Annotated in this window: 23 protein-coding genes; 10 read left to right on the top strand and 13 right to left on the bottom strand. The window is 65.5% G+C overall.

Annotated features, from left to right (window positions below; all coding sequences use genetic code 11):
• Nucleotides 1-212: 212 nt before the first annotated feature.
• Nucleotides 213-1,487 (bottom strand): cytochrome P450, encoded by a 1,275-nt coding sequence (locus tag ACM43_RS16955; RefSeq protein WP_271541453.1) that lies wholly within the window; start codon nucleotides 1,485-1,487, stop codon nucleotides 213-215.
• Nucleotides 1,488-1,511: 24 nt separating this feature from the next.
• Nucleotides 1,512-2,777: a cytochrome P450 gene (locus ACM43_RS16950; protein ID WP_271541451.1), complete on the bottom strand. Its 1,266-nt coding sequence runs from the start codon at nucleotides 2,775-2,777 to the stop codon at nucleotides 1,512-1,514.
• Nucleotides 2,778-3,077: 300 nt separating this feature from the next.
• On the opposite strand from ACM43_RS16950, the gene ACM43_RS16945 reads away from it, so the two are divergent.
• Both ACM43_RS16945 and ACM43_RS16940 read left to right on the top strand, forming a co-directional pair.
• Nucleotides 3,078-4,232 (top strand): DUF898 family protein, encoded by a 1,155-nt coding sequence (locus ACM43_RS16945; RefSeq protein WP_271541449.1) that lies wholly within the window; start codon nucleotides 3,078-3,080, stop codon nucleotides 4,230-4,232.
• Nucleotides 4,233-4,235: 3 nt separating this feature from the next.
• On the top strand, nucleotides 4,236-5,345 hold the full coding sequence (locus tag ACM43_RS16940; protein ID WP_271541447.1) for a M48 family metallopeptidase: 1,110 nt from the start codon (nucleotides 4,236-4,238) through the stop codon (nucleotides 5,343-5,345).
• A gap of 18 nt (nucleotides 5,346-5,363) precedes the next feature.
• On the opposite strand, the gene ACM43_RS16935 is transcribed toward ACM43_RS16940, so the two are convergent.
• The 4 genes from ACM43_RS16935 to ACM43_RS16920 form a co-directional block, all read right to left on the bottom strand.
• Nucleotides 5,364-5,576 (bottom strand): hypothetical protein, encoded by a 213-nt coding sequence (locus ACM43_RS16935; RefSeq protein ID WP_036009716.1) that lies wholly within the window; start codon nucleotides 5,574-5,576, stop codon nucleotides 5,364-5,366.
• 67 nt (nucleotides 5,577-5,643) lie between these two features.
• Nucleotides 5,644-6,273 (bottom strand): uracil phosphoribosyltransferase, encoded by a 630-nt coding sequence (upp, locus tag ACM43_RS16930; protein WP_036009715.1) that lies wholly within the window; start codon nucleotides 6,271-6,273, stop codon nucleotides 5,644-5,646.
• A 136-nt stretch (nucleotides 6,274-6,409) separates the two neighbouring features.
• Entirely contained in the window at nucleotides 6,410-7,648 is a 1,239-nt protein-coding gene (locus ACM43_RS16925) for a URC4/urg3 family protein (RefSeq protein ID WP_271541443.1), read from the bottom strand.
• Nucleotides 7,649-7,653: 5 nt separating this feature from the next.
• Nucleotides 7,654-8,910: a GTP cyclohydrolase II gene (locus tag ACM43_RS16920; protein WP_271541441.1), complete on the bottom strand. Its 1,257-nt coding sequence runs from the start codon at nucleotides 8,908-8,910 to the stop codon at nucleotides 7,654-7,656.
• Nucleotides 8,911-9,235: 325 nt separating this feature from the next.
• On the opposite strand from ACM43_RS16920, the gene ACM43_RS16915 reads away from it, so the two are divergent.
• Nucleotides 9,236-10,363 (top strand): threonine synthase, encoded by a 1,128-nt coding sequence (locus tag ACM43_RS16915; RefSeq protein WP_271541439.1) that lies wholly within the window; start codon nucleotides 9,236-9,238, stop codon nucleotides 10,361-10,363.
• 8 nt (nucleotides 10,364-10,371) lie between these two features.
• Here the strand turns inward: ACM43_RS16915 and ACM43_RS16910 are convergent, their stop codons facing one another.
• Nucleotides 10,372-11,934: a glycosyltransferase family 39 protein gene (locus ACM43_RS16910; RefSeq protein WP_271541511.1), complete on the bottom strand. Its 1,563-nt coding sequence runs from the start codon at nucleotides 11,932-11,934 to the stop codon at nucleotides 10,372-10,374.
• A 354-nt stretch (nucleotides 11,935-12,288) separates the two neighbouring features.
• Between ACM43_RS16910 and ACM43_RS16905 the strand changes: the two genes are divergently transcribed.
• The 4 genes from ACM43_RS16905 to ACM43_RS16890 all read left to right on the top strand — a co-directional run bounded on the left by ACM43_RS16905 (nucleotide 12,289) and on the right by ACM43_RS16890 (nucleotide 16,278).
• Nucleotides 12,289-14,016, top strand: a complete 1,728-nt coding sequence (locus tag ACM43_RS16905) for an adenylate/guanylate cyclase domain-containing protein (RefSeq protein WP_271541437.1) — start codon at nucleotides 12,289-12,291, stop codon at nucleotides 14,014-14,016.
• Between the two features lie 332 nt (nucleotides 14,017-14,348).
• Nucleotides 14,349-15,548, top strand: a complete 1,200-nt coding sequence (gene sorA / locus ACM43_RS16900) for a SorA family sulfite dehydrogenase catalytic subunit (RefSeq protein ID WP_271541435.1) — start codon at nucleotides 14,349-14,351, stop codon at nucleotides 15,546-15,548.
• Nucleotides 15,549-15,560: 12 nt separating this feature from the next.
• Nucleotides 15,561-15,869, top strand: coding sequence for a SorB family sulfite dehydrogenase c-type cytochrome subunit (gene sorB / locus ACM43_RS16895; protein WP_271541433.1), 309 nt, complete (start codon nucleotides 15,561-15,563; stop codon nucleotides 15,867-15,869).
• Between the two features lie 208 nt (nucleotides 15,870-16,077).
• A complete protein-coding gene (locus ACM43_RS16890) occupies nucleotides 16,078-16,278 on the top strand; it encodes a cold-shock protein (protein WP_008563500.1) in 201 nt (66 codons plus the stop codon).
• A gap of 172 nt (nucleotides 16,279-16,450) precedes the next feature.
• Here ACM43_RS16890 and ACM43_RS16885 read toward each other — a convergent pair whose 3' ends face one another.
• The gene (locus ACM43_RS16885) at nucleotides 16,451-16,912 is read right to left on the bottom strand and encodes an Lrp/AsnC ligand binding domain-containing protein (protein ID WP_057027770.1); all 462 of its coding nucleotides are present in this window, start codon (nucleotides 16,910-16,912) and stop codon (nucleotides 16,451-16,453) included.
• 114 nt (nucleotides 16,913-17,026) lie between these two features.
• Here ACM43_RS16885 and putA point away from each other — a divergent pair, with 114 nt between their 5' ends.
• The 3 genes from putA (at nucleotide 17,027) to ACM43_RS16870 (ending at nucleotide 22,146) form a co-directional block, all read left to right on the top strand.
• Complete coding sequence (gene putA, locus ACM43_RS16880; protein WP_271541430.1) at nucleotides 17,027-20,026, top strand: bifunctional proline dehydrogenase/L-glutamate gamma-semialdehyde dehydrogenase PutA; 3,000 nt, start codon at nucleotides 17,027-17,029, stop codon at nucleotides 20,024-20,026.
• A gap of 115 nt (nucleotides 20,027-20,141) precedes the next feature.
• Complete coding sequence (locus ACM43_RS16875; protein ID WP_271541428.1) at nucleotides 20,142-21,347, top strand: CaiB/BaiF CoA transferase family protein; 1,206 nt, start codon at nucleotides 20,142-20,144, stop codon at nucleotides 21,345-21,347.
• Between the two features lie 151 nt (nucleotides 21,348-21,498).
• Nucleotides 21,499-22,146, top strand: coding sequence for a glutathione S-transferase family protein (locus ACM43_RS16870; RefSeq protein ID WP_271541426.1), 648 nt, complete (start codon nucleotides 21,499-21,501; stop codon nucleotides 22,144-22,146).
• 197 nt (nucleotides 22,147-22,343) lie between these two features.
• On the opposite strand, the gene ACM43_RS16865 is transcribed toward ACM43_RS16870, so the two are convergent.
• The 5 genes from ACM43_RS16865 to ACM43_RS16845 form a co-directional block, all read right to left on the bottom strand.
• Nucleotides 22,344-22,508, bottom strand: a complete 165-nt coding sequence (locus ACM43_RS16865; RefSeq protein ID WP_198399824.1) for a hypothetical protein — start codon at nucleotides 22,506-22,508, stop codon at nucleotides 22,344-22,346.
• A 79-nt stretch (nucleotides 22,509-22,587) separates the two neighbouring features.
• Nucleotides 22,588-24,126, bottom strand: coding sequence for a hypothetical protein (locus ACM43_RS16860; protein ID WP_271541509.1), 1,539 nt, complete (start codon nucleotides 24,124-24,126; stop codon nucleotides 22,588-22,590).
• Nucleotides 24,127-24,219: 93 nt separating this feature from the next.
• Entirely contained in the window at nucleotides 24,220-25,212 is a 993-nt protein-coding gene (locus ACM43_RS16855; protein ID WP_271541507.1) for a hypothetical protein, read from the bottom strand.
• Nucleotides 25,213-25,526: 314 nt separating this feature from the next.
• The gene (locus ACM43_RS16850) at nucleotides 25,527-26,024 is read right to left on the bottom strand and encodes a TPM domain-containing protein (protein WP_157284980.1); all 498 of its coding nucleotides are present in this window, start codon (nucleotides 26,022-26,024) and stop codon (nucleotides 25,527-25,529) included.
• A 5-nt stretch (nucleotides 26,025-26,029) separates the two neighbouring features.
• The gene (locus ACM43_RS16845) at nucleotides 26,030-26,929 is read right to left on the bottom strand and encodes a TPM domain-containing protein (protein ID WP_271541423.1); all 900 of its coding nucleotides are present in this window, start codon (nucleotides 26,927-26,929) and stop codon (nucleotides 26,030-26,032) included.
• Nucleotides 26,930-26,970: the final 41 nt, after the last annotated feature.

The following is a 26,970-nucleotide window of genomic DNA, read 5'->3' as shown; positions in this document are numbered from 1 at the left end:
GAGCTGTCATGCCAGAATTCTATAGCTGGACCAGCACTTTCGAGATCAGGAGGGTGTGGGCTGCGCTTTCTAAGCCCACTCTCAGTGGCATTGCCCGCGAAGGCGGGCAATCCAGTATTCCAGAGACAGCAGTGCTTGAGCCGACAAGCGCGGCGTACTGGATGCCCCGCCTTCGCGGGGCATGACAGCGAAGGTTGAAGAGGCGGCTTGCCCTATCCCGGGATCCTCACCGGCAGCGTCTCATATCCCTTGATGAAGCTCGAATAGATCCGCTTGGGCTCGCCGACCACCTCGATGCGGTCGAAGCGCTTCAGCATCTCCTCCCAGACGATCTTGAGCTGCAGCTCGGCGAGTCGCATGCCGACGCAGCGGTGGATGCCGAAGCCGAAGGACAGGTGCGTGCGCGGGCGCGGGCGGTCGATGATGAACTCGTTCGGCTTGTCGAACATCTCCTCGTCGCGATTGCCGGAGACGTACCACATCACGACCCGGTCGCCCTTCCTGATGTGCTTGCCGCCGATCTCGGTGTCCTGCAATGCGGTGCGACGCATATGCGCCAGCGGCGTCTGCCAGCGGATCACCTCCGGCACCATGGAATCGATCAGCTCCGGATTGGCGCGCAGCTTGTCGTATTGCTCCGGGTTCTCGTTCAGCGCCAGCACCGAGCCGGTCATGGTGTTGCGCGTGGTGTCGTTGCCGCCGACGATGAGCAGGATGATGTTGCCCATGAGGTTGTCGGGGTCCATGTGGCGCGTGGCCTCGTTGTGCGCCATCAGCGACAACAGATCGTTGCGCGGCGCGGAGTTGACACGCTCGTTCCAGAGCTTGGACATGTAGGCATAGCACTCGTCCATCTCGCGGCGGCGCTCTTCGGCGCTGGCGACGATGCCGCTCTTGGGCAGCGCGGTGGAGACGTCGGACCAGCGCGTCAACTTGCGCCGCTCCTCCCAGGGGAAGTCGAACAGGGTCGCCAGCATCTGCGTGGTCAGCTCGATCGAGACGCGCTCGACGAAGTTGAACGTCTCGTTGCGCGGCAGATTGTCCAGCACGGTCTGCGAGCGCTGGCGGATCAGCTTTGCCAGCTCGTCCAGGTGTGTCGGCGTGAACATCGGCGACACCGTCTTGCGCTGCGCCGAATGCCGGGGCTGGTCCATCGCGATGAAGCTCGGATAGTCGTAGCCTTCCGGCACGTCGCGGATCGAGATGCCGCCGAGCTTGGAATCCGAGGAGAAGATGCCGTGATTGGTGTCGACATGCATGATGTCGTTGTACTTCACCACCGACCAGTACGGCTCGATCGGCGCATTGGTGCAGTAATGCACCGGCTCTTCCTTGCGCAGCCGCTCGAACCAGGGCCACAGCGTGTCGTCCTGGAATAGCCGGGGCGCGCCGGGGTGGAATTGCGACAACGGCGTGGCATAGGCCTCCTCGCGCGCCTTCCGCATGCGTTCGGCCTTGTCCACTTTAACCGGCGCTTGGATGTTCATGATCGTGGCTCCGTTGCGTTCGACTCACGCAGCAATCTTCACCGGCAGCGTTTCGATACCCTTTACAAAACTCGAATAGACCCGGGTGGGTTCGCCGACCACATCAATATGGTCGAACCGCTTGAGAATTTCCTCCCAAATAATCTTGAGCTGGAGCTCGGCGAGCCGCAGGCCGACGCAGCGATGGATGCCGAAGCCGAAGGACAGGTGCGTACGCGGGCGGGCACGGTCGATGATGAACTCGTAGGGCCTGTCGATCACGTCCTCGTCGCGGTTGCCCGAGACGTACCACATCACGACCTTGTCACCCTTCTTGATCTGCTTGCCGCGGAACTCGAAATCGGACAGCGCCGTGCGGCGCATATGCGCGAGCGGCGTCTGCCAGCGGATCACCTCCGGCACGAAGCTGTCGAGCAGATCGGGGTTCTGGCGCAGCTTGCGATATTGCTCCGGATGCTGGCTCAGCGCGAGAAGCGAGCCCGACATGGTGTTGCGCGTAGTATCGTTGCCGCCGACGATCAGGAGGATGAGATTGCCGAGGAAGTTCTTCGCATCCATGTCGCGCGTAGCAGTGCCATGCGCCATCATCGACAACAGGTCGCTCTTCGGCGGCTGCTCGATGCGCTCCTTCCACAGCCTCGAGAAATAGACCGCGCATTCCGTCAGTTCGGCCTGCCGCTCGTCCTCGGTGGCGACGAGGCCGTCGGGACCGGGAATGGTGGTCGCGATATCGGACCAGCGCGTCAGCTTGCGGCGATCCTCCCAGGGGAAGTCGAACAGCACCGCCAGCATCTGCGTCGTGAGCTCGATCGAGACGCGGTCGACCCAGTCGAACACCTTGCCGCGGGGAAGATTGTCCAGGCACTCGGCCGAGCGCTTGCGGATGTTGATGGCGAGATTGTCGAGGTGTGTCGGCGTGAACATCGGCGCCACGGTCTTGCGCTGGGCGGCATGGCGCGGCGGGTCCATCGAGATGAAACTCTCACGGCGCAGATCCGGATCGATGTCGCGGATGGTGATGCCGCCGAGCGCGGAGGCCGAGGAGAACACCGCATGGTTGGTCTCGATCTCCATGATGTCGTTGTAGCGCGTCACCGACCAATACGGCCCGAACATCGAGTCCTTGCAGTAATGCACGGGATCCTCGCGGCGCAGCCGGTCGAAATAGGGCCAGAACGTATCGGTCCTGAACAATTCGGGGTCGCCGGGATCGAACTGCTCCAGCGGCAGCGACATCGCGCGCTCGCGCAAGGCGTCGAGCTTGCCCGCGCTTTCGATGGTCCCATGCATGACCGTTCTCCCTGGATATGAACCGCGCGTCGTTGAATTCTGCGCTGCGGTATTTGATTTGCAATTACAGCCGGTTGTCTGCGCCGGGGCAAGGGAGAGTTTTGCCTCATCCAGCCTTCACGAGCGCGTTGCACGATCGTCACGACGCCACGAGAACGTGACCTCCCGCACGCCGGACGACAGAGTATCGCGCGAGAAATCCGCTGGAATCGAGCTAAATCGAACCCGCTCATCTTGGGGATCGACTAACCTCTGATCTATAGTTTGGCCGGAACAGATCCGCATCCCGAGGTTGCCGCCGTGAACGACATGCAATGGACCCCGATCGGGTCCGAACCCTTGCCCCCGCCGCTGCCGGCGACGCGGGTCGATTTCTCCGGCAGCCGCTCCGAGTTCCGCAAAATGGTCACCAAGGGTGCCATGCTCGAGCTCGTCACCTTCGGCTTCTACCGGTTCTGGCTCGTCACCGACATCCGCCGTCACCTGTGGACGCACACCGCGATCGACGGCGACGCGGCCGAATACACCGGGCGGGCCAAGGAGCTCCTGGTCGGCTTCCTGTTCGCGCTCGCGATCCTGGTGCCGATCTATCTCGCCTATTTTCTCATTGGCATTGAGTTCGAGCGCTGGCAGGCCTTTGCCTCGACGCCGCTCTTCATCGCCTTCTACGCCTTCGGCCAGTTCGCGATTTTTCGCGCGCGGCGCTACCGCCTGACGCGCACGGTCTGGCGCGGCGTCCGTTTCTGGATGGACGGCTCGGGCTGGGCTTACGCGTTTCGCGCCATGCTGTGGGGCTTGCTGGTGCTCCTGACGCTCGGTCTTGCGCTGCCCTGGCGCGCGGCGGCGCTCGAACGCTACAAGATGCGGCACACCCATTACGGTGATCTCCGCGGCGATTTCGAAGCCGACGGCTGGACCTTCTTCAAGCGCGGCTGGTGGCTGTGGCTGCTCAGCCCGATCGCGTTCGTCGTCTTCCCGCTCGCACCGTTCTTCTATGCCGAGTTCAAGGCGCGCGAATGGCGCTGGTGGCTCGACGGCATCCGCATCGGTGGCGTCAGCCTGTCCTCAAAGCTGCCGCATGACGCATTCTACGGCCTGTACTGGAAGGTGATCGGCTGGTGGATGCTGCTCACGGTCGCGTTTACGGCCTATATGGCCGGCGGCGCCTTCCTGGTCGTCTCGCTCACCGGCGTTTCCGCCGAGGAGATCTTCGCCGGCGACAATGCGACGAAGAGCATCCCGATGGTGGTGATGATGGTGATCGGCTATTTCGCACTCGCCCTTGCCATCAACATCGTCATGCGGGTCTATCTTCAGCGCGATCTTTGGGCCAAGGTGCTGGAGACCGTCGAGGTACACAACATCTGGGCCGCGGCGGACGTGCGCGGCAGCGGTCAGCTTGCCGGCGCGCTCGGCGAAGGCTTTGCCGACGGACTCGATGTCGCGGGATTCTGAGCTGTGAGTGACGTGTTTGCCGAGCCCCCGGCGCAGTCGGAGAGGCCGACCATCTTCTTCGACGGCGTGTCGAGCCGCAGACGGCAGGTGACGCTGACGCTCAGTGATGCGCTCGAGATCGCCGAGGACGGCGCAACGCCAGTTCGCTGGGCCTATGCCGACCTTCGCCGCGCCGACAGTCCCCCCGGAATCCTGCGCCTGGCTGCGACGTCTGCACCGCCTCTGGCTCGGCTGGAGATCCGCGATGCGGCGCTCGCCGCGGACGTGGCGGCCCGCTGCACGCGTCTCGACGAGCACCGGACGACGCGCAGCGGCGTCGCGAAGATCGTGGGCTGGTCGGTTGCCGCCGCCGTCTCCATCGTCTGCGTCGTCCTGTTCGGCGTGCCGCTCGCCGCCGACCGGCTCGCGCCGCTGGTGCCTAAGCCCGTGGAACGGCGCATCGGCGACGCGGCCGAGGTCCAGATGAAGACCATCTTCGGCCGCAGCGTGTGCGAAGACCCCGCGGGCAAGGCCGCGTTCACGAAGCTCGTCAACCGGCTGCGCGATGCGGCCGGCCTCGACGACACCATGACGGCCGGCGTGCTGCCGACCGCGGTGCCGAATGCCTTCGCGCTGCCCGGCGGCAAGGTGTTCGTGCTGAAGGGCCTGCTCGACAAGGCCCAGAGTCCCGACGAGCTTGCCGGCATCCTCGCCCACGAGCTCGGCCATCTCAAGCATTACGACAACATGCGCGGCCTGATCTACAACGGCGGCACCTCGTTCCTGATCGGCCTCTTGTTCGGCGACATTACCGGCTCCTCGGCCGTGATCTTCGCCTCGCGCAGTCTGGTCGAAGCGTCCTATTCGCGCGAAGCCGAGACCGGCGCCGACACTTTCGCGATCGAGATCATGCATGCGCTCGGCCGTTCGCCGAAGCCCGCGGCCGAACTGATGTTCCGCATCACCGGCAAGGAGGGCGGCTCCGGCCTGACAAATATCCTCGCCAGCCATCCGCTGACCGAGGATCGCCTCGCGCGCATGACGAAGGAGGACCGGCCCGCCAGCGGCCCGCCGCTGCTGACCGACAAGGAATGGCAGGCACTGAAGGGCATCTGCGGCAGCGGGAAGGTGTGACGGCCCGCTCCTAGCGCATCACTTCGCCGGCGCAGCCGGTGGATTCGATCCGGTGGTGACGTTCGGCGCCGTGTTCGGGTTCGAGGTCGTGGTCTGGGGACCGAACTCGCGACCATTGTAGAAGAAGACGGCCGCGACCACGGCGATCACGAAGATCGCGCCGACTGCCCAGCCGACCGGGCTGTTGCGGCGTGCACGGTCAGTCCTGGGGTCATCATTCTGATAGGTCATCGTGCTCTCCCTGTTGGTGCAGGAGAACCTCGCGCGGCGGAAGCTGTTCCTAAAACGCGCCCAGCACTTACCGCGTTCCGTAGGCGCGGTCGCCGGCATCGCCGAGGCCAGGCAGGATGAACCCGTTGTCGTCGAGCCCTTCATCCACCGCCGCGGTCCAGATCGGCACGTCCGGATGCAATCCGCGCAGCCGCTCGAGCCCTTCCGGTGCCGCGATCAGGCAAGCCAGGCGGATGTCCCTGGCGCCGCGCTCCTTCAGCCGGTCGATGGCGGCGACGGCGGTGTTGGCGGTGGCGACCACCGGCGTCACCACGATGGCGAGGCGCTCGCTGAGGTCGGACGGCGATTTGAAGAAGTACTCCACGGCGGCAAAGCTGTGCGGCTCGCGGTAGAGCCCGATATGGGCGACGCGCGCGGTCGGCACCAGGTCCATCATGCCGTCGACGAAGGTGGTGCCGGCGCGCAGCATCGGCACGAACACCAGCTTCTTGCCGGCGATCTTGGCCGAGTGCATCGTCGCCAGCGGCGTCTCGATCACGGTATCGGTAAGCGGCAGGTCGCGCGTCACCTCGTAGCACAGCAGCATGCCGATCTCCTTGATCAGCTCGCGGAACGACTTGGTCGAGATGGACTTGTCCCGCACCAGCGTCAGCTTGTGCTGCACCAGCGGATGATCGACGATCGTGACGCCTTCCATGATGGGATGCTCCTGAAATTCACCGAGACGTCATTGCGAGCGCAGCGAAGCAATCCAGAATCTGCCCGCGGTGGGACTCTGGATTGCTTCGCTGCGCTCGCAATGACGCGCTTGGCCGAAAATCTCTATCCATTCTCTAAAAAACCGTGCCGTCGCTGATCACCTTGAGCGGCGGCGATCCATCGGGGCGGCGTGCAAATGCGATGGCGCGGCCCGCCGCCCAGGTGCCGCCTTCGAGGATGCTCGCAAGCGGCAAGGTCTCGGGGGTGCGGCCGAGCTTGGCGCGAATGCGCTCCGCCAACCTGTCGAGCAATGCAATTGTGAGCGCGCGCCACTCCACCACGAGGAGCGAATCCACCGCATGCGCGCGCTCGGCGTCGGCGGCCTCGCGCAGGCGCAGCACGTCATGATCGACGAACAGGCCGCCATTGCGATATTCGGCAAGGCCCGTGAGGCCGTCGATGTCGGTCACCTCAAAGCCGGCGCGCTGCAGCGGCTCGATCAGCGAATAGCTCAGCCATTGCGACAGCTTGTGCAGCGGCACGAGGCCTGCCGTGCCGTCGTCCGCTTTGATCGCCGGATGCCGCCAGCAATCGCCGAGCGGCACGCCCGCAAGCTCAAGTCGCGACGGCCAGATCGGCCCGAGCTGGTTCAGCACCGCGGACAGGATCGCGGGCGCGGCGATGGTGGCATCTACAGCCTGCGCCGCGATGTGATCGAACAGACCACCCGGCCGCGGCGTATCGTGCAGGCCGAACACGTCCCCACGCTCCGAGACCTGCCTGCCCAGACGCTGCAGCAGGTCGGTGCGTCCCTCCAGGCCGAGCAGCGGATTGGCCTCGGTCACCTGAAAGGCGGAGGTGAGTGAGCCAAGAGGCAGTCTTTCAAGCACCTCCGCATCGGCCCTGAACGGCGCGCGCGCATCGTGTGAAAACAGCCCGCTCGCGAACATGTCGAGGCTCGCGATCGCAAGCCCTTCCGATCGCCCTACGTCTGCTCCCGTCACACTGTCGCGATAGCGCCATGCTGCGCCGGCACCTGCATCGAGCAGCACGCTGACGATGGCGAGGTCGAACTCGGCGCGCGCCCGCGCCGTGCGATCCGGCCAGGACGCAGCATCGGCGAGCCGGGCCCAGCGGTCGACGCCGCCGAGCACGAAGTGCCGCCAGCGCGCATGGAACGGAATGTCGAGCGTCGGATAGGCTTTACGGGTCACCGCGAGCACGGCATCGGCAACGCCATCGATGCGGCCGAGATCGACAGTGAAATAAGTGAGCCCGCCGGCAAGGCCGAGCTCGAGCATCTGCCCGGCGCGCGCGCGCACCGCGTTTGCGGTGAGCAGCGCGCGCGCCTGCGCTTCCAAAGTGTCCGCCATCGCGATCAGTATTTTTCCAGCGAACGCCCGACGACGCCGTCCATCGATTGCTCCGGCGCGATGTCGGTGGAGTAATAGCCGGCGGCCTTCTTCGCGGCGATCTCGACATGGGCATCGGCCGGAATCAGCTCCAGCGGGATCGGCACGCGCTCGACGATGTCGATGCCTTGCGAGGTCAGCGCGTCGTATTTCATGTCGCTCATCGACAGGAAGCGGTCGATGCGCTTGAGGCCGAGCCAGTGGATCGTATCCGGCATCAATTGCTGGAAGCGCGCGTCCTGGACGCCAGCCACGCACTCGGTGCGCTCGAAATAAGCGGCGGCCGCATCGCCGTCCTCCTGCCGCTTGCGCGCATTGTAGACCAGGAATTTGGTAACCTCACCGAGCGCGCGGCCTTCTTTGCGGTTGTAGACGACGAGCCCGAGCCCGCCCTCCTGTGCGCCGCGCGCGGATTCCTCGATGCCGTGGATCAGATAGGGCCGGCAGGTGCAGATGTCGGAGCCGAACACGTCGGACCCGTTGCACTCGTCATGCACGCGGCAGGTGATCCTGGTGCGATGGTCCGGCAGTTTTGTCACGTCGCCGAACAGGTAGACCGTGGTGCCGCCGATCGGCGGCAGGAATACCTTCATGTCCGGGCGCGTCACCAGCTCCGGGAACATGCCGGCGGTCTGCTCGAACAGCGTGCGCCGCAACTCGGTCTCTCCGGTGCCGAAGCGCGCCGCAAGGCCAGGCAGGTGCCACACCGGATCGATCGCGATCTTCACCACCGAGACGCTGCCATTGGCGTGCACGACCTCGCCATCCGCGCGCAGCCGCTTTGCGGCGAGCGCTTCGCGGATCTCCGGCAGGTCGAGCCGCGCCCGCGTCACCGCGATGCTCGGGCGGATGTCGGCACCTTCCGCGATCTCCTGGCGGAAGTTCTCGGCGACCAGATGCCCCCAGGGGTCGAGCGCGACGATCTTGCTAGGGTCGCTCCATTGCGGGAACGGGCCGATAGTCGCGGCCGGAAAGGTGTTGGTGAGGTCAGGACGCCTGATGGGGTCGAGCGCGCCGGCGGAGACCGCGAGCGCGCGGTACATCGCGTAGGACCCGCCATGGCTGCCGATCACGTTGCGATCCCCGGCGCGCGACACCGTGCCGATGATCGGCCCGCGCGCGCGCGCATCAGCGGCGCCCCAATGGATGGGAAAGGCGGCCTTCCGGCCCGGCTCCGGATGGGAGGTCAGGCGGATGTGGTCGGTACGGTTGGCACGGCTCATGTCCAGGCTCCCAAAAAGCCAACGGCCCGCCGCTCGGACGGGCCTGGCTCACTTGCGACGCCGAACCGGCGGCGCAAGCTCAATCCAACATATTGTAGCGGCCGGCGACGACAGACAAGTTAATCGTGGCAGGGCGCAGGGGCCGTTCGGGGCCAAATTCTCGTCATCGGACCTGCCGACGCCGCTCATCGCGCTCGCCGCCTGCCGGTGAGGCCAGTTTAAGGAATTGAAATAGTTCCATTTTTCGTGTTTTCAAGGTGTTGCTTCGTTTCGTGCGGTGGGCTTCAAGTTCGGCGCGCCGCGCTGCCCTGCCTTGGAGACTGCCATGCCTGCCGCCAGCTACATCGATCCCCGCAACGGAAAGCTCTATCCCTTGGACCAGCCGCGCTGGTGCTCGGACGAGCGCACGCCGCTGCTGGTGACGCCGGGGGCGGGCATCTCACGCGAGGACATCGATGGCCGGACGCGCTCGCTGTGGCGCTACCGGGCGGCGCTGCCGGTCGAGATCGAAAACCCGATCACGCTCGGCGAGGGCTGCACGCCGCTGGTCCAGCAGGACTGGGGCGCGCTGCGCCCGCTGTTCAAGCTCGAATGGTTCAACCCGACCGGCAGCTTCAAGGACCGCGGCTCGGCGGTGATGCTGTCGTTCCTGCGACAGATCGGCGTCGACGCCATTCTGGAGGATTCCTCCGGCAACGGCGGCTCGTCGATGGCGGGGCTGGGTGCGGCCGGCGGCATGCGCGTCAAGATTCTGGCGCCGGCCTCGACCTCGCCGGCCAAGATCGCGCAGGTGCGCGCCTACGGCGCGACCGTGCAGCTCGTGGAGGGCCCGCGCGAGGAATCCGAAGCCGAGGCCATCCGCCAGTCGAGCCAGACCTTCTACGCCAGCCACAATTGGCAGCCGTTCTTCCTCGAAGGCACCAAGTCGCTGGCCTACGAGATCTGGGAAGATCTGGGATTCCGCGCGCCCGACAACGTCATCATTCCCGTCGGCGCCGGCAGCAGTCTGCTGGGTTGCGCCTTCGGCTTCCGCGAGCTGTTGAAGGCCGGGCAGATCTCGAAGCTGCCGCGCCTGTTCGCGGCGCAGCCGCTCAATTGCTCGCCGATCGATGCAAGCTTCAAGGCCGGTGTCGATACGCCCGTCGCGCGCGAGGTGAGCAAGACCGTTGCCGAGGGCACCGCGATCAAGACTCCCCTCCGCCTGCGTGAGATCATCGCCGCCCTGCGCGAGAGCGGCGGCGGCACCATCGCGCTCACCGAGGACGAGATCGTCGCCGCCCTGCGCCGCCTCGCGCGCCAGGGCCTGTTTGCCGAGCCGACCAGCGCCAGCGCGGCTGCGGCGCTCGACAAGCTCGCCGCAACCGGCGCCATCAATGCAAACGACACCACGGTCGCCGTTCTCACCGGCACCGGCCTCAAGGCCGCAACCACCGTCGCCGATCTCGTGCAGTAGGCTCGCGCTTACCCTCCCGCTCCAGGCTCCTGGAGGGGATTGGAGAGAGAACGCGAGCGCCCGCCGGCGTCCGCCAGCACCTTCCACTGGAACAGCGGCGAGTCCTTTGGCGGCGAGAGCTGCGGGGTCCAGCCGGTGAGCTTTTCGATCACATAGGTGTTGGTCACGACGCCGCGCCAGCGGCGTTCGACCGTGGCGAGTTGCTCGCGCTGCGCCGGAATGTGCTCCCACAGCGATGCGCGGTTGTCCGGCTCGCGCCCGACATAGATGCCGGCATGACCCTTGATCCTGTCCATGCCGGGGTCGCGGAAATCCTGGAAGCGGCCGCGCTCGTTGATCTCGATAACGGGCACGCGGCCCCGAAACAGCCAGCGCATCATGGCGTAGGTGCGGTAGTCCGTGGTTGCGATCCAGGTCGCGCCTGTTGCGTCGAGGGCGGCTTGCGCCCGCGCGGCGACCTGCTCGTAGCCGGCCTCGGCGCCGATCGGGTCGATCTTGCCGAGCAGATTCCAGGGCGCGGCAACGTAGTAGAGGAACACGATGATGACGAAGGGGATGCCTGAGACGATCGCCGTCCTGGCCCAGAACAGCGAGGACTCCAGCATCCTGGCGGACCATCCCTCTTTCCTCATCGTGACGAGGTTGACCGCGGTGGCGGCAAAACCGACTGGCCACATGAACATCGGCCAGGTGTCGCCGACGCGCAGCGTCAGCGACTTGAAGAAGAAGTAGGCGAACGACACCAGCACCGCCGTCGACAAAAGGATCGCGACCGGCTCGCGCGTGCGATAGCCGCGCCACGCCGTCAGCACCAGGCCCGTCAGCACCACTGGCAGCAAGACGAAGCCGACCAGACCGAATTGCAGGCCGACGTAATCGCCGATCGTACGCAGCGAGATGCCGTAATTGGCGGTGGCGCGCACGCCCTGGAAACGGAATGAGGCCCAGTCGTGCTGCGCGTTCCAGATCAGCACCGGCGAGAACACCGCTAGCGCGACCAGCACGGCGAGATAGGGGTAAGGACTGCGCAGCCAGCGCCAGCGCCAATCCGGCACCAGCAGAAAGGCGGCGACCGCAGGCGCGAACATGACCATGGTGAATTTCGACAGCATCGCGAGGCCCGCGAACAGGCCGGCTGCCAGCCACCAGCGGCCGTCGCCGCTTTGCGCCAGCCGCACCAGCGACCACACCATCGCGACCGCGAACGGGATCATCGCGACATCGGGCGCAACCTTGGCCATCAACAGGCCGTAATAGAGCGCGGCCTCCGGCATCAGCACCGCGAACACGATCGCGCGCGCATCATGGGTGAGGCGGCGGACGATGTCGGCGAGCAGCAGCTGCGTCACCAGCATCGCGACGATGCCGCCGAAGCGGACGCCGAGATTGGTGTCGCCGAAGATCGCGGTTCCGAAGCGGATCAGCCAGGCGATGCCGGGCGGATGATCGAGGAAGCTGAGCGCAGCCTCCTTGGACCAGGTCCAGTAATAGGCTTCATCGGTGCGCAGCTCGATGGCCGAGGCATAGACGATGCGGAGCAGCGTCATCGCGGCGATGATCGCTGCGGCCATGAGGATCAGACGCCGTTCGGCGCCGGCCGGCTTCGCAGAGATGTCGGGAGCGATCGTCACGGCGGCGCTTTTCCCCGACTTGGAAGGGGGAGTCAATGTGGGGCAAACTCTCTCCCCGGGGGTGGTCCCGGACAAGCGCAGACGTCGTAGGGCGGGCAAAGCGAAGCGTGCCCACCGTGAGCATATCGGGATAAAAATGGTGGGCACGGCGCGCAAGTGCGCGCCTTTGCCCACCCTACGGTTCTCGTCCGGGAACGACAGCGGTGCCTTGCGACGCATATCGGACAGGCTGTCCGCCGCCGGAATTAAAGGTTACGCTGGCTGGTCTCCTCCATGACCTGACACAACCGAATCATGGCCACCGCTCCCACACAGATGTCAGTCGTCCGCGCCGCCGGCGTGCGGCAGGTGCGCCTCGTTTGCGGCATCATCCTGTTTGCCTTTGTGGTCAGTCATCTCCTCAACCACGCGCTCGGCAACATCTCGGTCGATGCCATGGAGGCCGGGGTCTACTACCACACGCTGTTCTGGCAGTTCCTCCCGGTCGCGATCGTGTTCTACACGGCCGCGCTCACCCATATGGGGCTCGGCGTCTACGCGTTGTATCAGCGTCGCCAATTCCGCTGGCGAACGATTGAGCCGCTCCAGCTCGTGCTCGGCTTGAGCATCCCCGTCCTCGTCATGGGCCACGTCATCGGCGTGCGGCTCGCGCAGACGCTGTACGGGCACGAGAAGCTCTATCCGCAGGAGCTCTATTTGTTCTTCGTGGCGGCGCCGGGTCTGCTCTGGCAGATGACGATCCTGCTTCTCATTGCCTGGGTGCACGGCTGCATCGGCGTCTATTTCTGGCTTCGGCTGAAGCCGTTCTTCACGCGCGCGGCGCCCTATCTGCTCGCGGCCGCCGTGCTGATCCCGACGCTCTCGCTGCTCGGCATCTACCAGGGCGGCCGCAGCGTCGCCGTCGACAGCGACGATGCCGAATGGCGAAAGCAGCATCTCACCCGCCGCCAGGTCGGCACGGTTGCGGAAGGCAACACGCTCGAGCGCATCGCGGGCGGTCTCACCATGGGCTATTTCGGTCTGTTGGGACTGGTGCTGGCGGCGCGCGGCGTGCGCACCCTGCGCGAACGGCGCGGCGGCATGATCGCGCTGTCCTACGGCAACGGCAAGACGGTGCGGGTCCCCAAGGGGCTGTCGGTGCTGGAGGCGAGCCTGCGCCACAACGTGCCGCACGCCAGCGTCTGCGGCGGCCGCGCTCGCTGCTCGACCTGCCGCATCCGTATCATCGGCGATCATGATGCCCTGCCCACTCCGTCGCAGCGCGAGGCTTTCGTGCTCACCCGCGTCGGCACCGCCGATCCCTCGATCAGATTGGCCTGTCAGCTGCGTCCGACCTCCGATCTCTCCTTCTTCCAGCTCTTCGCAGCTCACACGCATGCAACGGACGGAGCCTCGACATCGGCCAGTATCGGCCAGGAACGGTATCTCGTCAGCCTGTTCGTGGACATGCGCGGCTCGACGCAGCTGGCCGAGAAGCGCCTGCCGTTCGACACGGTCTTCATCGTCAACCGCTTCCTCGGCGCGGTGTCGCAAGCGGTGATCGAGAACGGCGGCCAGCCGAACCAGTTCGTCGGCGACGGCATGCTGGCGCTGTTCGGACTCGCGGCCGACCCGCAAACCGCCTGCCGGCAGGCGATGAAGGCAGCCGCGGGAATCGCTGCGCATATCGACGAGCTCAACGATCTCCTGAGCCACGATCTGCGCCAGCCGATCCGCTTCGGCATCGGCATCCACGGCGGCGAGGTCATCATCGGCGACATCGGCTATCGCGATCACATCGTCTTCACAGCGCTCGGCGATGCCGTCAACGTCGCCGCCCGCCTGCAGGACATGACCAAGACGCTGGCCTGCGAGGCCGTCGTCTCGGATGAAGTGCGCCGTACCGCTGATATTGCAGAGGACGCGCTGCCGCAGCAGGAGGTCGCCATCCGCGGCCGCGACCAGCCGCTCGCGGTGCGGGTGGTGGCGAATGCGAGGGAGCTGGCGGCGCTGGTCGATCGCAGCGAGCGCGTGGCGGCGTGATTGTTCACCTCTCCCCGCTTGCGGGGAGAGGTCGGAATGCGCGCGTTGCGCGGATTCCGGGTGAGGGGGTACAGGTCTCGCGGCAGTCGAAGGTGTGGAGAGAGGCCCCTCACCCCAACCCTCTCCCCGTAAGAACGGGGCGAGGGAGCGCACCGCCGTCGCAGCCACAGCTCGGCACAATCTCCTACATGCGTAACACCGGCCTGCTGCAACGCAGCGGCACGGGCTTGCCGCGAAAGCGCGAATTGACTTCACGCAAATGGTTGCGACAGATGAGCGCAGGATCGTGGTGATGACCGCCGATCCAACGAGAAGCTCCGGGAGGAGAAGGAATGTTCGATCGACGCGACCTGCTCAAGGGAGCAGGCCTTGCCGCCATGGCGGCCACACTGAATTCCACCAAGGCGCTGGCCCTCGACACGGTGACCCTGCCCTTCGCCAACGGCGAACGGCCGCTGGTGAAGTATCCGCAGAAGCGGCCGATGATCGGCCTGACCAGCCGGCCGCCGCAGCTCGAGACGCCGTTTGCGGTGTTCAATGACGGCCCGATCACGCCGAACAACGCGTTCTTCGTGCGCTACCACCTCTCCGACCTGCCCTACGATCTCGACCCCGACAAGTTCACGCTGGAGGTCAAGGGCAAGGTCGACAAGCCGCTGAAATTGTCGCTGAAGGACATCCGCAAGATGAAGGCGACGGAGATCGTCGCCGTCAACCAGTGCTCCGGCAACAGCCGCGGCTTCTTCGAGCCGCGCGTCGCCGGCGGCCAGCTCGCCAACGGTGCGATGGGTTGCGCGCGCTGGCGCGGCGTGCCGCTGAAGAACGTGCTGGAGATGGCCGGCGTGCAAAGCGGCGCCAGGCAGGTCACCTTCAACGGCATGGACGGACCGGTCAACGACAAGACGCCGGATTTCATCAAGGCACTCGACATCGATCACGCCACTGACGGCGAGGTGATGCTGGCTTATGGCATGAACGGCGAGGACCTGCCGTTCCTCAACGGCTTTCCGCTGCGCCTGGTCGTGCCCGGCTATTACGGCACCTACTGGGTCAAGCACCTCAACGAGATCATCGTCATCGACAACGTCTATGACGGCTTCTGGATGAAGTCGGCCTACCGCATCCCCGACACGCCGAACAATGCGGTCGAGCCGGGCACCGCGCCGAAGGCGACGATTCCGATCAACCGCTTCACCATCCGCTCCTTCATCACCAGCGTCCCCGATGGCGCCAAGCTGAAGGCGGGAGCCGTGACCCTGCGCGGCATCGCGTTCGATGGCGGCAAGGGCATCAAGCAGGTCGAGGTCTCCACCGACGGCGGCAGGACCTGGGCCCGTGCCAAGCTCGGCAAGGACCTCGGCAAGTACGCCTTCCGCGAATGGAAGCTGCCGGTGAAGCTCGCGGCCGGCAGCCACGAGCTCAAGGTCCGCGCCACCGGCAATGGCGGTGAGACCCAGCCGGACATGCCGCGCTGGAACCCGGCGGGCTATTTGCGCAACGCCGTCGAAGCCGTCCGCGTCAGAGTGGCCTGAAGGAGACTGACCATGCAGCGCATCGTTCGCCTCGCCATCACGCTCGCCGTCGCCGCATTAATGGGCTCGTCACTTGCAGCGCCCGTCAATTACAAGACCCCCGACGAAGTCGCCGCCTTCAAGCCCGGTCCCAATCTCGAGGTCGTGCAGGGCAATTGCAGCGCCTGCCACTCGTCCGACTACGTCGCCACGCAGCCGCCGATGAAGGACAAAAGGGCGTTCTGGCAGGCCGAGGTGACCAAGATGATCAAGGTCTATGGCGCACCGATCGACGATGCCGATGTCGGCAAGATCGTCGATTATCTGGCTGCGACCTACTGACCGACGCCGTCACGCGTGCCGGCCATTTGACCGCGAAACGGGCAAAACCGGCAAAAACGCCGCGAAGTTGAGCGGAATTCGGCGAAATGGCGATGTGGTTTGAGCTACCAAGCCTGCCACATTCCGCGTATCCTGTTAGGACCGAACCGGCCGGTTGGCGGGGACTGGCGGTTCGAGATCTCGGAGGAAGACCCGCGGAGAAGTCGTGATGGCTAAAGGTACGGTCAAGTGGTTCAACCCGACGAAGGGTTATGGATTTATCCAGCCTGCGTCGGGTGGCAAGGATGTGTTCGTGCATATCTCGGCAGTGCAGAAGGCCGGTCTGTCGACCCTCAACGAGGGACAGACGGTGGAATATGAAGAGATCGCAAACCGGGGCAAGACCTCCGCGGAAAACCTCAAAGTATAAGCCCGCGCCAGCCTTTGCTGCCTCCCGGATTTGTCCGGGAGCGGGCCAAGAAAATTTAAGAAGACGGCCGGTGCATTCGACGACAGGCGTTGCGATTGCACAAGGATAGCTATTTTTTCCTTGCGAAGACCGCTCATCGAACCACAGCAATGACAATCGCGACTGCACTTCGCTAACCCACCGGCAGCGGTGCGTCGCGCTTGATCTCCTCCATCACCGCATAAGTTCGCGTCTCGCGCACGCCCGGCATCGACAGCAGGGTCTCGCCGAGAAAGCGTCGATAGGCGGTCATGTCGGCAAGCCGCGCCTTCACAAGATAGTCGAAGCCGCCGGCAACCATGTGACACTCCAGCACTTCAGGGGCGAGCCTCACGGCTCGGGCGAACCGCTCGAAATTCTCGGGCGTCGTCTTGTCGAGCAGCACCTCGACGAACACCAGGAGCCCAAGGCCCAGCCGGTGCGGGTTGAGCCGCGCGCCATAGCCTTCGACGAAGCCCTCGCGCTGCAGGCGCTTCAACCGCTCGCCGATCGAGGTCGGCGACAGCCCGATGCGCTCGGCGAGCTCGACATTGGCGATGCGCCCATCCTCCTGCAGGATCGAGAGGATTTTCCGGTCTGTTCGATCCAGTTCCATAGCTTATGTGGCCAAGTGGCTAATGCTCTTCATTTTCTAAGGCAAATTGGCTAAATTGTCTATCGAACTACGGTCACGCGGGCCTTATCCTGGATTTCAGCCACAGGACACGCCATGCCGAACATCCCGCCCCCCTTCTCTGCGCCCTACGCTCCCGATGATCCCGAGATCGCCGCAAAGCTTCTGCCGGCCTCGCATCTCGTCCCGGCCCAGGAGGCCCGGATCGACCGCACGGCGACGCGGCTGATCGAGGCGATCCGCAAGCGCGACGACCGGCTCGGCGGGGTCGAGGACATGCTGCGGGAGTTCGCGCTCTCGACCAAGGAGGGGCTGGCGCTGATGGTGCTGGCCGAAGCGCTGCTGCGCGTGCCCGATGCGCGCACCGCCGACCAGTTCATCGAGGACAAGCTCGGCGAGGGCGATTTCATCCACCACGAGACCAAGTCCACCGCGTTCCTGGTGAACGCTTCGGCTTGGGCGCTCGGCCTGTCGGCGCGGGTGATCCAGCCGGGCGAGACGCCCGACGGCACCATCGGCCGGCTGGTGAAGCGGCTCGGCGCACCGGCGGTGCGCACCGCGACGCGCCAGGCGATGCGGTTGATGGGCAACCATTTCGTGTTAGGGGAGACCATCGAGCAGGCGCTGGAGCGGGCTCGGCCGCGCTCCGGCCAGAAGCCGCGCTATTCCTTCGACATGCTCGGCGAAGGCGCGCGAACGGCCGCCGATGCCAAGCGCTATTTCGACGCCTATGCCAGCGCGATTGACACGATCGGCAAGGCTTCGGGCAACCATCCCCTGCCCGACCGGCCCGGCATCTCGGTCAAGCTCTCGGCCCTGCATCCGCGCTTCGAGGCGATCAGCCGCGGCCGCGTGATGGCCGAGCTGGTGCCGCTATTGCTGGACCTTGCGCGGCGCGCCAAGGCGCATGACCTCAACTTCACCGTCGATGCCGAGGAGGCTGACCGGCTGGAGCTGTCGCTCGACGTGATCGCAGCGACGCTCGCCGATCCATCGCTTTCCGGCTGGGACGGATTTGGCCTCGCGATCCAGGCCTATCAGAAGCGTGCCAGCGCGGTGATCGACTATGTCGATGAACTCGCCCGCGCGCATGACCGCAAGCTGATGGTGCGCCTCGTCAAGGGCGCCTATTGGGACACCGAGATCAAGCGCGCGCAGGAGCGCGGGCTCGACGGCTATCCCGTGTTCACGCGCAAGGCGATGACCGATCTGAACTTCGTCGCCTGCGCGACGAAGCTTCTCGCCTTGCGGCCGCGCATCTTCCCGCAATTCGCCACCCACAACGCGCTGACGGTCGCGACCGTGCTGGAGCTCGCAACTGATGGCGGCGGCTTCGAGTTCCAGCGCCTGCACGGCATGGGCGAAGCGCTCTACGAGCAACTCGCAAAGGATCATCCTGACATCGCCTACCGCACCTATGCGCCGGTCGGCAGCCATCGCGACCTGCTCGCTTATCTGGTGCGGCGGCTGTTGGAGAACGGCGCCAACTCCTCGTTCGTGGCGCAGGCGGCCGATTATCGCGTGCCTGTCACGGCGCTGCTGCAGCGGCCGGCGGATGCCATTGGCCGGCCGCAACAGGCGCCTCATGCCAAAATACCGTTGCCGGCAGATCTGTTCGCGCCGGAACGGCGCAATTCGCGTGGCGTCGAATTCGGTGAGCGTGCCGCACTCGACCGGCTGCTGACGGACGTGAAGGCCGCGGCGGCCGAGCTTAAGCCTGTCGCTGACGCAACACCGGATCAGGCCAACGCGGCGGTGACGGCTGCGCGCGCCGGCTTTCGCAGCTGGAGCCGGACGCCTGCAGGCACGCGCGCCGCGGCGCTGGAGCAGGCCGCGCATCTCCTGGAAAGCCGCGGCGCCCGTTTCATCGCGCTGCTGCAAGCCGAGGGCGGCAAGACGCTCGACGACGCTCTGTCCGAGCTGCGCGAAGCCGCCGACTTCTGCCGCTACTATGCCGCGCAGGGCCGCAAGCTGTTCGGAAACGATGCCGCCATGCCCGGCCCGACCGGCGAGAGCAATGTGCTCGCCATACGCGGCCGCGGCGTGTTCGTCGCGATCTCGCCGTGGAATTTTCCGCTCGCAATCTTTCTTGGCCAGGTGACCGCGGCGCTGATGGCCGGCAACAGCGTGGTGGCGAAACCCGCCGAGCAGACGCCGCGCATCGCGCGCGAGGCGGTCGCTCTGCTGCACGAGGCTGGCATCCCCAGAAGCGCGCTGCATCTCGTCACCGGCGACGGCCGCATCGGCGGCGTCCTCACCGCGCATCCTGATGTCGCCGGAGTAGTCTTCACCGGCTCGACCGAAGTCGCGCGCCAGATCAACCGGACGCTGGCCGCCAAGGACGGGCCGATCGTGCCGCTGATCGCGGAGACCGGCGGCATCAATGCCATGATCGCGGATGCGACCGCACTGCCCGAGCAGGTCGCCGACGATGTCGTGACCTCTGCGTTCCGCTCCGCAGGCCAGCGCTGCTCGGCCTTGCGGCTCCTGTTCGCGCAGGAGGATGTCGCCGACCGCATGATCGAGATGATCGCGGGCGCCGCGCGCGAACTGAAGATCGGCGATCCCGCGGATGTCGCGACTCATGTCGGTCCAGTGATCGATGACGAGGCCAAGCAGCGCCTCGATGCGCATATCGCGCGGATGAAGCGCGAGGCGCGGCTGCACTTTGCAGGCGCCGCGCCGGATGGCTGCTTCGTCGCCCCGCATATCTTCGAGCTCAAGGAGGCCGGTCAGCTCACCGAAGAGGTGTTCGGCCCGATCCTGCATGTCGTGCGCTATCGCGCGGAGAACCTCGAACGTGTGTTGCAATCGATTGCGCGCACCGGCTACGGGCTCACCCTCGGCATCCATTCGCGCATCGACGACACCATCGAGGCCATCGTCGACCGCGTCCAGGTCGGCAACATCTACGTCAACCGCAACATGATCGGCGCCGTGGTCGGCGTGCAGCCGTTCGGCGGCAGCGGCCTGTCCGGAACCGGCCCCAAGGCCGGCGGCCCGCACTACCTCGCGCGCTTTGCCACCGAGCAGACCGTGACGATCAACACGGCTGCGGCCGGCGGCAATGCCGCATTGCTTGCGGGGGAGGAGTGAGGCCCTGCGCCAGGCGCCGTTGCATCCCGGCAAAACATCGGTCTAATGCTCCCACTACCTGCCCGCGCCAATTCCAGCGTGCGGGAAACGACTGAAGCAAGGGAGCGACGCCGCGATGGAGAAGGGCATTTTTGCAGGCCTGAAGGTTCTGGACTGCGCGAGCTTCATCGCAGCGCCCGCGGCCGCGACCGTGCTGTCGGATTTCGGCGCCGACGTCATCAAGATCGAGCCGCCCGGCACTGGCGACCCCTATCGCAACCTGCCGAACCTGCCGGGCTATCCCTCAGGCGAGCACAATTTCGCCTGGCTCTTGGAGGCACGCAACAAGAAGAGCATCGCGCTCGACCTGTCGAAGCCGGAAGCGCAGGCCGTGCTCTATAGACTGGTGGCGGAGGCCGACGTCTTCATCACCAACATGCCGCCGCCGGTGCGCGCCAAGCTCGGCATCACCTATGACCACCTCGCCCATCTCAACGACCGGCTGATCTACGCCTCCTTCACCGGCTATGGCGAAAAGGGCGAGGAAGCCAACAAGCCTGGCTTCGACAGCAATGCCTATTGGGCGCGCTCCGGCCTGATGGATCTCGTCCGCGCCGACACCGACACCACGCCGGCCCGCTCGGTCGCGGGCATGGGCGACCACCCTTGCGCCATGGCGTTCTACGGCGCGATCGTCACCGCGCTGTATCAGCGCGAGAAGACCGGCAAGGGCTCGCATGTTTCGTCCAACCTGATGGCGAACGGGGTGTGGGCGGCGAGCGTGCTGGCGCAAGCAAAACTCTGCGGCGCCAAGTTCGGCGAGCGGCGCCCGCGGGAGCGCGCGCTGAACGCAGTCGCTAACCACTACCAATGCAAGGACGGCCGCTGGCTAATCCTGTCGCTGCTCAACGAGGAGAAGCAGTTTCCGACACTGGCCAAATGCCTGGGCCGGGAGGATCTGATCAACGATCCCCGCTTCGTCACCAAGGCCGACCGTCACGCCCGCTCGGTCGACCTGATCAAGATCCTGGACGAGACCTTCGCTACCAGGGATCTCGCCGAATGGCGAAGAATCCTCGACGGCAATGGCCTCGTGTTCGGCGTCGTCGCCATCCTGGACGACATCCCCAACGACAAGCAGATGCTCGACAACGAGGTGCTGGTGCCGTTCGAGAACGACACCATGCTCACCATCAACAGTCCGATCTGGATCGACGGCGCCAAGAAGGTGCAGCCGCGCAAGCCGCCCGCGGTGGGCGAGCACAGTGACGAGATTCTGCGCGGGGCGGGATTTGACGAGGCGGCGATCAAGCAGCTGCGGGGCTCGGGGGCGGTCGGTTAAGAGCGCGCGCTCTAACCCCGTCATTGCGAGCGCAGCGAAGCAATCCAGAGTGTCTCCGCGGACGCATTGCTGGATTGCTTCGCTGCGCTCGCAATGACGGCGTGGGCGATCTCGCTTATAATCGCAGCAACAACACGCTTCGCGAGGTCCCATGCCCAGCTACCGCCTGCACTACTTCCCCGAATCCGGCAACAGCTACAAGCTGGCGCTAATGTTGACGCTCTGCGGCGAGACGTTCGAGCCGGTGTGGACCGATTTCGCCGGCGGCGTCACGCGCACGGCGGAGTGGCGCAAGGCCGTCAACGAGATGGGCGAGATTCCCGTGCTCGAGATCGACGGCGTGAAGATGACGCAGACCGCACCGCTGCTGCTGAAGCTGGCCGAGCAATACGGCCGCTTCGGCGCCGAGACGGAGGACGAGAAGTTCGAGCTGCTGCGCTGGCTGTTCTGGGACAACCACAAGCTCACCGGCTATATGGCGACCTACCGCTTCATGCGCGCCTTCACCGAGAAGAACGACCCGCAGGTGTTGAAGCATTTCCGCCGGCGGCTCGAGGACTTTCTCGGCATCCTCGACGGCCATCTCCAGCACAATGCTTTCGCGATCGGCGCAAGGCCGACGGTCGCGGACATCTCGATGATGGCCTATCTGCATTATCCCAGCGACGAGCACGGCTTCGATTTTGCGGCGAGCTATCCCGCCATCCGCGCCTGGCTCGGCCGCATGGCCGCGCTACCCGGCTGGAAGCCGGCCTACGAGCTGCTGCCGGGAAAACGGATGACGAATTACGCGACGTGAGGACTCTCTCTTCTCCCTCGCCCCGTTCTTACGGGGAGAGGGTTGGGGTGAGGGGCCTCTCTCCACATGTGAGTTCGTCGAGGGATCTGTACCCCCTCACCCGAATTCGATCGGCGATCGAATTCGACCTCTCCCCGCAAGCGGGGAGAGGTAAACCCGCGGCTCGCTCCGGGCCTTCGGTCGAAGAGTTTGCGGAGCTATCTCAGCGACAGCCAGCCCAGCGTGAACAGAATTCCGCCGACGATGACGGCCACCGCGACGGCCCAGATGCTCACGCGGGCGCTGCCGATAACCTGCTTGGCTTCCTCGTTCCGCGCGATCTCGCGATTGCGCGCCTTGTTGGCTTCGCCGGTATCCGTCATGGGTCATCCAAATCGCTTGAGACTTTATCTTGCGCGTGATCCTTCGGAGAACCGCTCCACACTTTTCCTGGATCACGCGCTAACGTGTCTTGATGAAGCACATGCCGATGCGGCGCGAGGCCGCGGCAGCCTGACAGGTCAGACCGTTAACACAGCTCCATGACGTAAAACTCCTGTCCGGCGCTCCCGATCCCGCATCTTGCAGGGAACAATGCGCGCCCCAGCCGTCCTGATATTCGCTGCCGGCCAGTTCGCTGCTGCCGCGGGTCTGTGGCCGACTGGCAAATCCGCGTGAGAAATCAGGGGTTTTTCCGGCCGCGAACGCGGTCAGGATGTCGCGGCGGCGGAGCTGGTCGCCGAAGAAGTGCGGCGAGGCGGCCACGATGGCGACATTCGACGGTCTGTCCGCAAGCCAATCGACGCCCGGAAAATGGAAGCCGCCGATGCCACGGGCCTGGTGACAGCCGGCGCAGGTGATGTCGTTGAGACGGCGCTGGAAGCCTGCGACCGAACGGACGTTCTGCATGTCGAGGCCGCGTGCCGCCGCCTGCTTCAGCGCGCCGACCACGTCATTGTCGGTGAAGACGGGATCGCCTTTGCCCTCCCCCTGCATCAAGCCGAACTCCGGCTGCAAGGCTGAAGCGTCGAGGCCGGCGGGGGTCGGCACAATTGCGACCTTGGCCAGGAATTTCTCCGGGATCAGCACGGTGCCGCGATCGAACTCGCGCAAATTCTCCGGCGCGAGCAGCCAAGCCTTGAAGTCGCGCCGCAGCGCATCGTCGGCAAGAATGCGGTCGCGGTCGATCTGGTTCTCCAGCGTCGATTCCTCGAACGTCCTGGTGGCGGCGTCGTACTTGAACACCTTGAGAAGATAGTCGGAGCGGAAATCGTGCAGCGCCGATTTCGGCGCGACCGAGACCTGGATGTTGGTCTCGATGCTGTCGAGCATGGCGTCGTCAGGCGGGAAGCGACTGCCGATCAAGCCCTGCCAGTCGCCGTTGTCGAGCCAGCGCCGCGCGATCTCGGCGCAGTTGATCGGCTTGCCGCTCGCATCCGTCTGGCGCGCGTCGCGCGCCTTCAGCACGAGGTTGAACGTCATCGGCAGGCGCGTTGCGGTTTTGCCGCCATCCGGCCCGCCATCGAACCGCGCGAGACGATAGATCAGCCGGATCTCGCCACAGGACTCTTCCGAGACATAGGCACGGTCCATGCGATTGACGATGCCGGCCAGCACGAAGCGCGCCTCGCGCGATTTCAGATTGGCCCGATCGAACAATTGCGCGTCGAAGCCCTCGCCGACGCCGATGGTCTCACCCGGATAGGTCGTCTTGTACCAGGCGATGTAGCGTTCGAGTTCCGCATCGATCGCGGGCAGAATCGCTTTCAGCTGCGGCAGCGCGGCGAACATCCGCTCGGTCGTGAGCGGGACGTCCGAACTCTGCTGCGGCGACAAAAGACGCGAGATCGTCAGCGTGTTGTTCTGGTCGAGCTTGCGCAGGAGAGCGGGATCGGTGATCGCGGTACCGCGCGTCAGCGCAGTGCTCTCCGCTGCTAGGAGCGAAACGACACCGCCCAGCAATGCGGCAACAGCAACGAGAATTCGCAAGGCGCGGCCCATGCCTGAGGTAACACCGCGCAAGCATGCCTATTCAAGCGAAAAGGCGCTTCACATCGCGGTGAAGCGCCTCTTCGAAAGTCGGATATCGGAGGCTCAGCGTCCGACGATCAGCCCCCTTGAGGTGACGACCACCCAGCGGCCATCCTGGCGGCGGATCGCATCGACACGGCCGACGCCGGGGATGGGATCGCCGGGATAGACCTCGTACAGGCCGTCGCGGCCCTCGATCAGCGCGCCGCCGTTGCTGGCGTTGCGCAGCCGCCAGCCTTCAATCGTCGGCAGACGTCCGACTTCGGTCTTGGGCGCTGCGCCGACCGGGGCCGGTGCGGCCGCCGCGGTCGCGACCTGAGTCTGGGGCTGGGTCGGCGCGATCGAGCCGGTGGTCTCCTTGGGCACCGCTGCTGCGGCCTGCGCGGGCGCGGCGGGCGGCGTGGCGCGGAGCTTGTCGACGGTCTCGGACAGCTTTGCGATCCTGGCCAGCGGCTCGGCCTGCGCCTTCTCGAGCTTGTCCAGGCGGTCGTTGGCCCGGTTGAACTGGGTGAGGCCGGTCTTCGAGCTCTGCTCGACAGAGGCCTTGAGTGCGACGAGGTCGGCATCGATCCGCGCGACGGACGCATCCAGCGCGCTGGTGTCGGCGACCTGGACAGGAGCCGGGGCGGGTGCGGCGAAACGCATCATGCCGGCGGTCGCAAGCGCACCGCTGATCGCGCCGACGCTGGCGGCAATCGCCACCACCGCGGCCATCGCCGACAGCCGGCGCTTGCTGCCGGCTTCGCGCGGCTCGTCCGCCTTCCCATGCGGGGCGAACTCCTCGCGCTCCCAGGCGCGGTCGGCGGGGGGCATGACGATGAGCTTGCCGTGCTTCGGCTCAGCCTTTGCCTCGGTCCTGGCCTCAGTGGCTTCGAACTTCGACACTTCGATCCGCGGCGGCTCAATCTTCGGGGCGTCCGCCTTGACCGGATCGGGCTTGGGCGGCGCTTCGTGATCGGGGGCGATCGAGGGGGCCTCGATACCCGCGGCAGCCTCGATGGCCTGCGGCGCTGCCGCGTCGACGGCAGCGGAATCCTGGGCAGCCTGCTCGGGCATTGGTTCGCTCACGGCTCAAATACTCCAGTCTCGGTTGACCTTTTGGTAACTTTCATTGCTTGCGAAATCCTTACCTCGGGACCCGCTTACCGAAATTTTAGGAATTCATCCGGGGCCGAATTGGGCCGGGAAAGTGGAACCGGTGTGGCGGGCGTGAAACAGTTCGTAATCGGGGGAAGATGAACGGGGGCGGAATGGCCCCCCATGGCGTCATTGCGAGCGCAGCTCCGCGGAGGCAGTCTGGATTGCTTCGTCGCAAGGGCTCCTCGCAATGACGGAGCGCGCCGCACGCGCTCCGACCACATCACTATCCGTCACATCACGACGGGAGCATCCGGCAGCTCGTTCGCATGCGGCCCTTGCTTGGGAAAATGCTTTGCCATTTCGCGCGAGACGGCCTCGATGCCATGGATCACGCCGCGTTCGAACCGGCCCGATCTGAACTCGGCCTCCATCGCGCGGCAGATCGTCTCCCAACCCTCCGCGCCGACCTTCGCGTCGATGCCGCGATCGGCGATGATCTCGACGTCGCGGTCGGCGAGCAGGAGATAGATCAGAACGCCATTGTTGTGGGCGGTGTCCCAGACGCGCAGATGCGAGAACACGTCGAGCGCGCGCTCGCGGGCCGGCTGGTTGCGGAACAGCGGACGGCCGTCGAGCGCCCCTTCGACGACGAAGCGGACCTGGCCGGAATGGGTGGCTTCGCCGCGCTTGATCGCCTGCTCGATGCGGTCGAGCACCGCTTGCGGAAAGATCTGCTTCGCGCGCCAATGATGCTGCACGAGATGTCTGGCAATGCGCTTGATGCTCATGACCGCTACCAGCTCCCCGAGGCGCCGCCGCCGCCGAAACTACCCCCGCCGCCGCTGAAGCCGCCGCTGTCGCTGCTTGACGATCCGCTGCTCCATCCGCCGGAGGAGCCGCTCGACCACGAACCGCCGCGCGAACGGCCCGTGCCCGGCGTGATCGCCGAAAACAGATCGGCGACAAACCCGACGATAAAGCCAAGGATGCCGACAGCCGCCGCGAGCGCGGCGGAGCCGAGGATGAGCCAGGTCACGGCTGCGATGATGCCGCCCGTCACAAATGAGCCGAGCAGCCGCCCCAGGACCGCGCGGAAGAACCCGCCAACGCCGATCGAGGCGAACAGCGCCACTGCAAACACCGGCACCAGATCATCCAGATTATTGTGGGCGAAGTTGACGCTGCGCGAGGGTGCCGGCAACGGCTCGCCGTCGATCACCCGCATCATGCGGTCGACGCCTGCGCCGATGCCCGCGGCGAAATCGCCGCTCCTGAATTTCGGGGTGATAGCCTCGTCGATGATGCGCCGGGAGGTGACGTCGGTGAGCACGCCTTCGAGACCGTAGCCGACCTCGATGCGCAAATGCCGGTCGTTCTTGGCGACGACGAGAATCGCGCCGTCGTCGACCTTCTTGCGGCCGATCTTCCAGGCCTCGGCGACCCGAATCGAGAATTGCTCGATCGTCTCCGGCTGCGTTGTCGCGACGATCAGGACAGCGATCTGGCTGCCCTTGCGGTTCTCGAACTCGCGCAGCTTTTGCGTCAGCGTGGCGATGTCGCTGCTGGAGAGCGTGCCGGTCTGATCGACGACACGGCCGCTGAGCTGGGGGACGGCGACGTCGGCGCGGGCGGGGAAGGCAAAGGTGAGGAGGAGGGCTGCAACGATCACCGCGCACCACACCCTCGCTGTCATCCCCCGGCTTGCCGCCTTCGCTGAAGCTTCGGCGCGCCGAG

Origin of the sequence: Bradyrhizobium sp. CCBAU 45321 (genome assembly GCF_028128975.1) — a bacterium.
Lineage (GTDB): Bacteria > Pseudomonadota > Alphaproteobacteria > Rhizobiales > Xanthobacteraceae > Bradyrhizobium > Bradyrhizobium yuanmingense.
The sequence above is the reverse complement of the archived record's forward strand: the minus strand, read 5'-3'. Positions and strand labels throughout refer to the sequence as shown.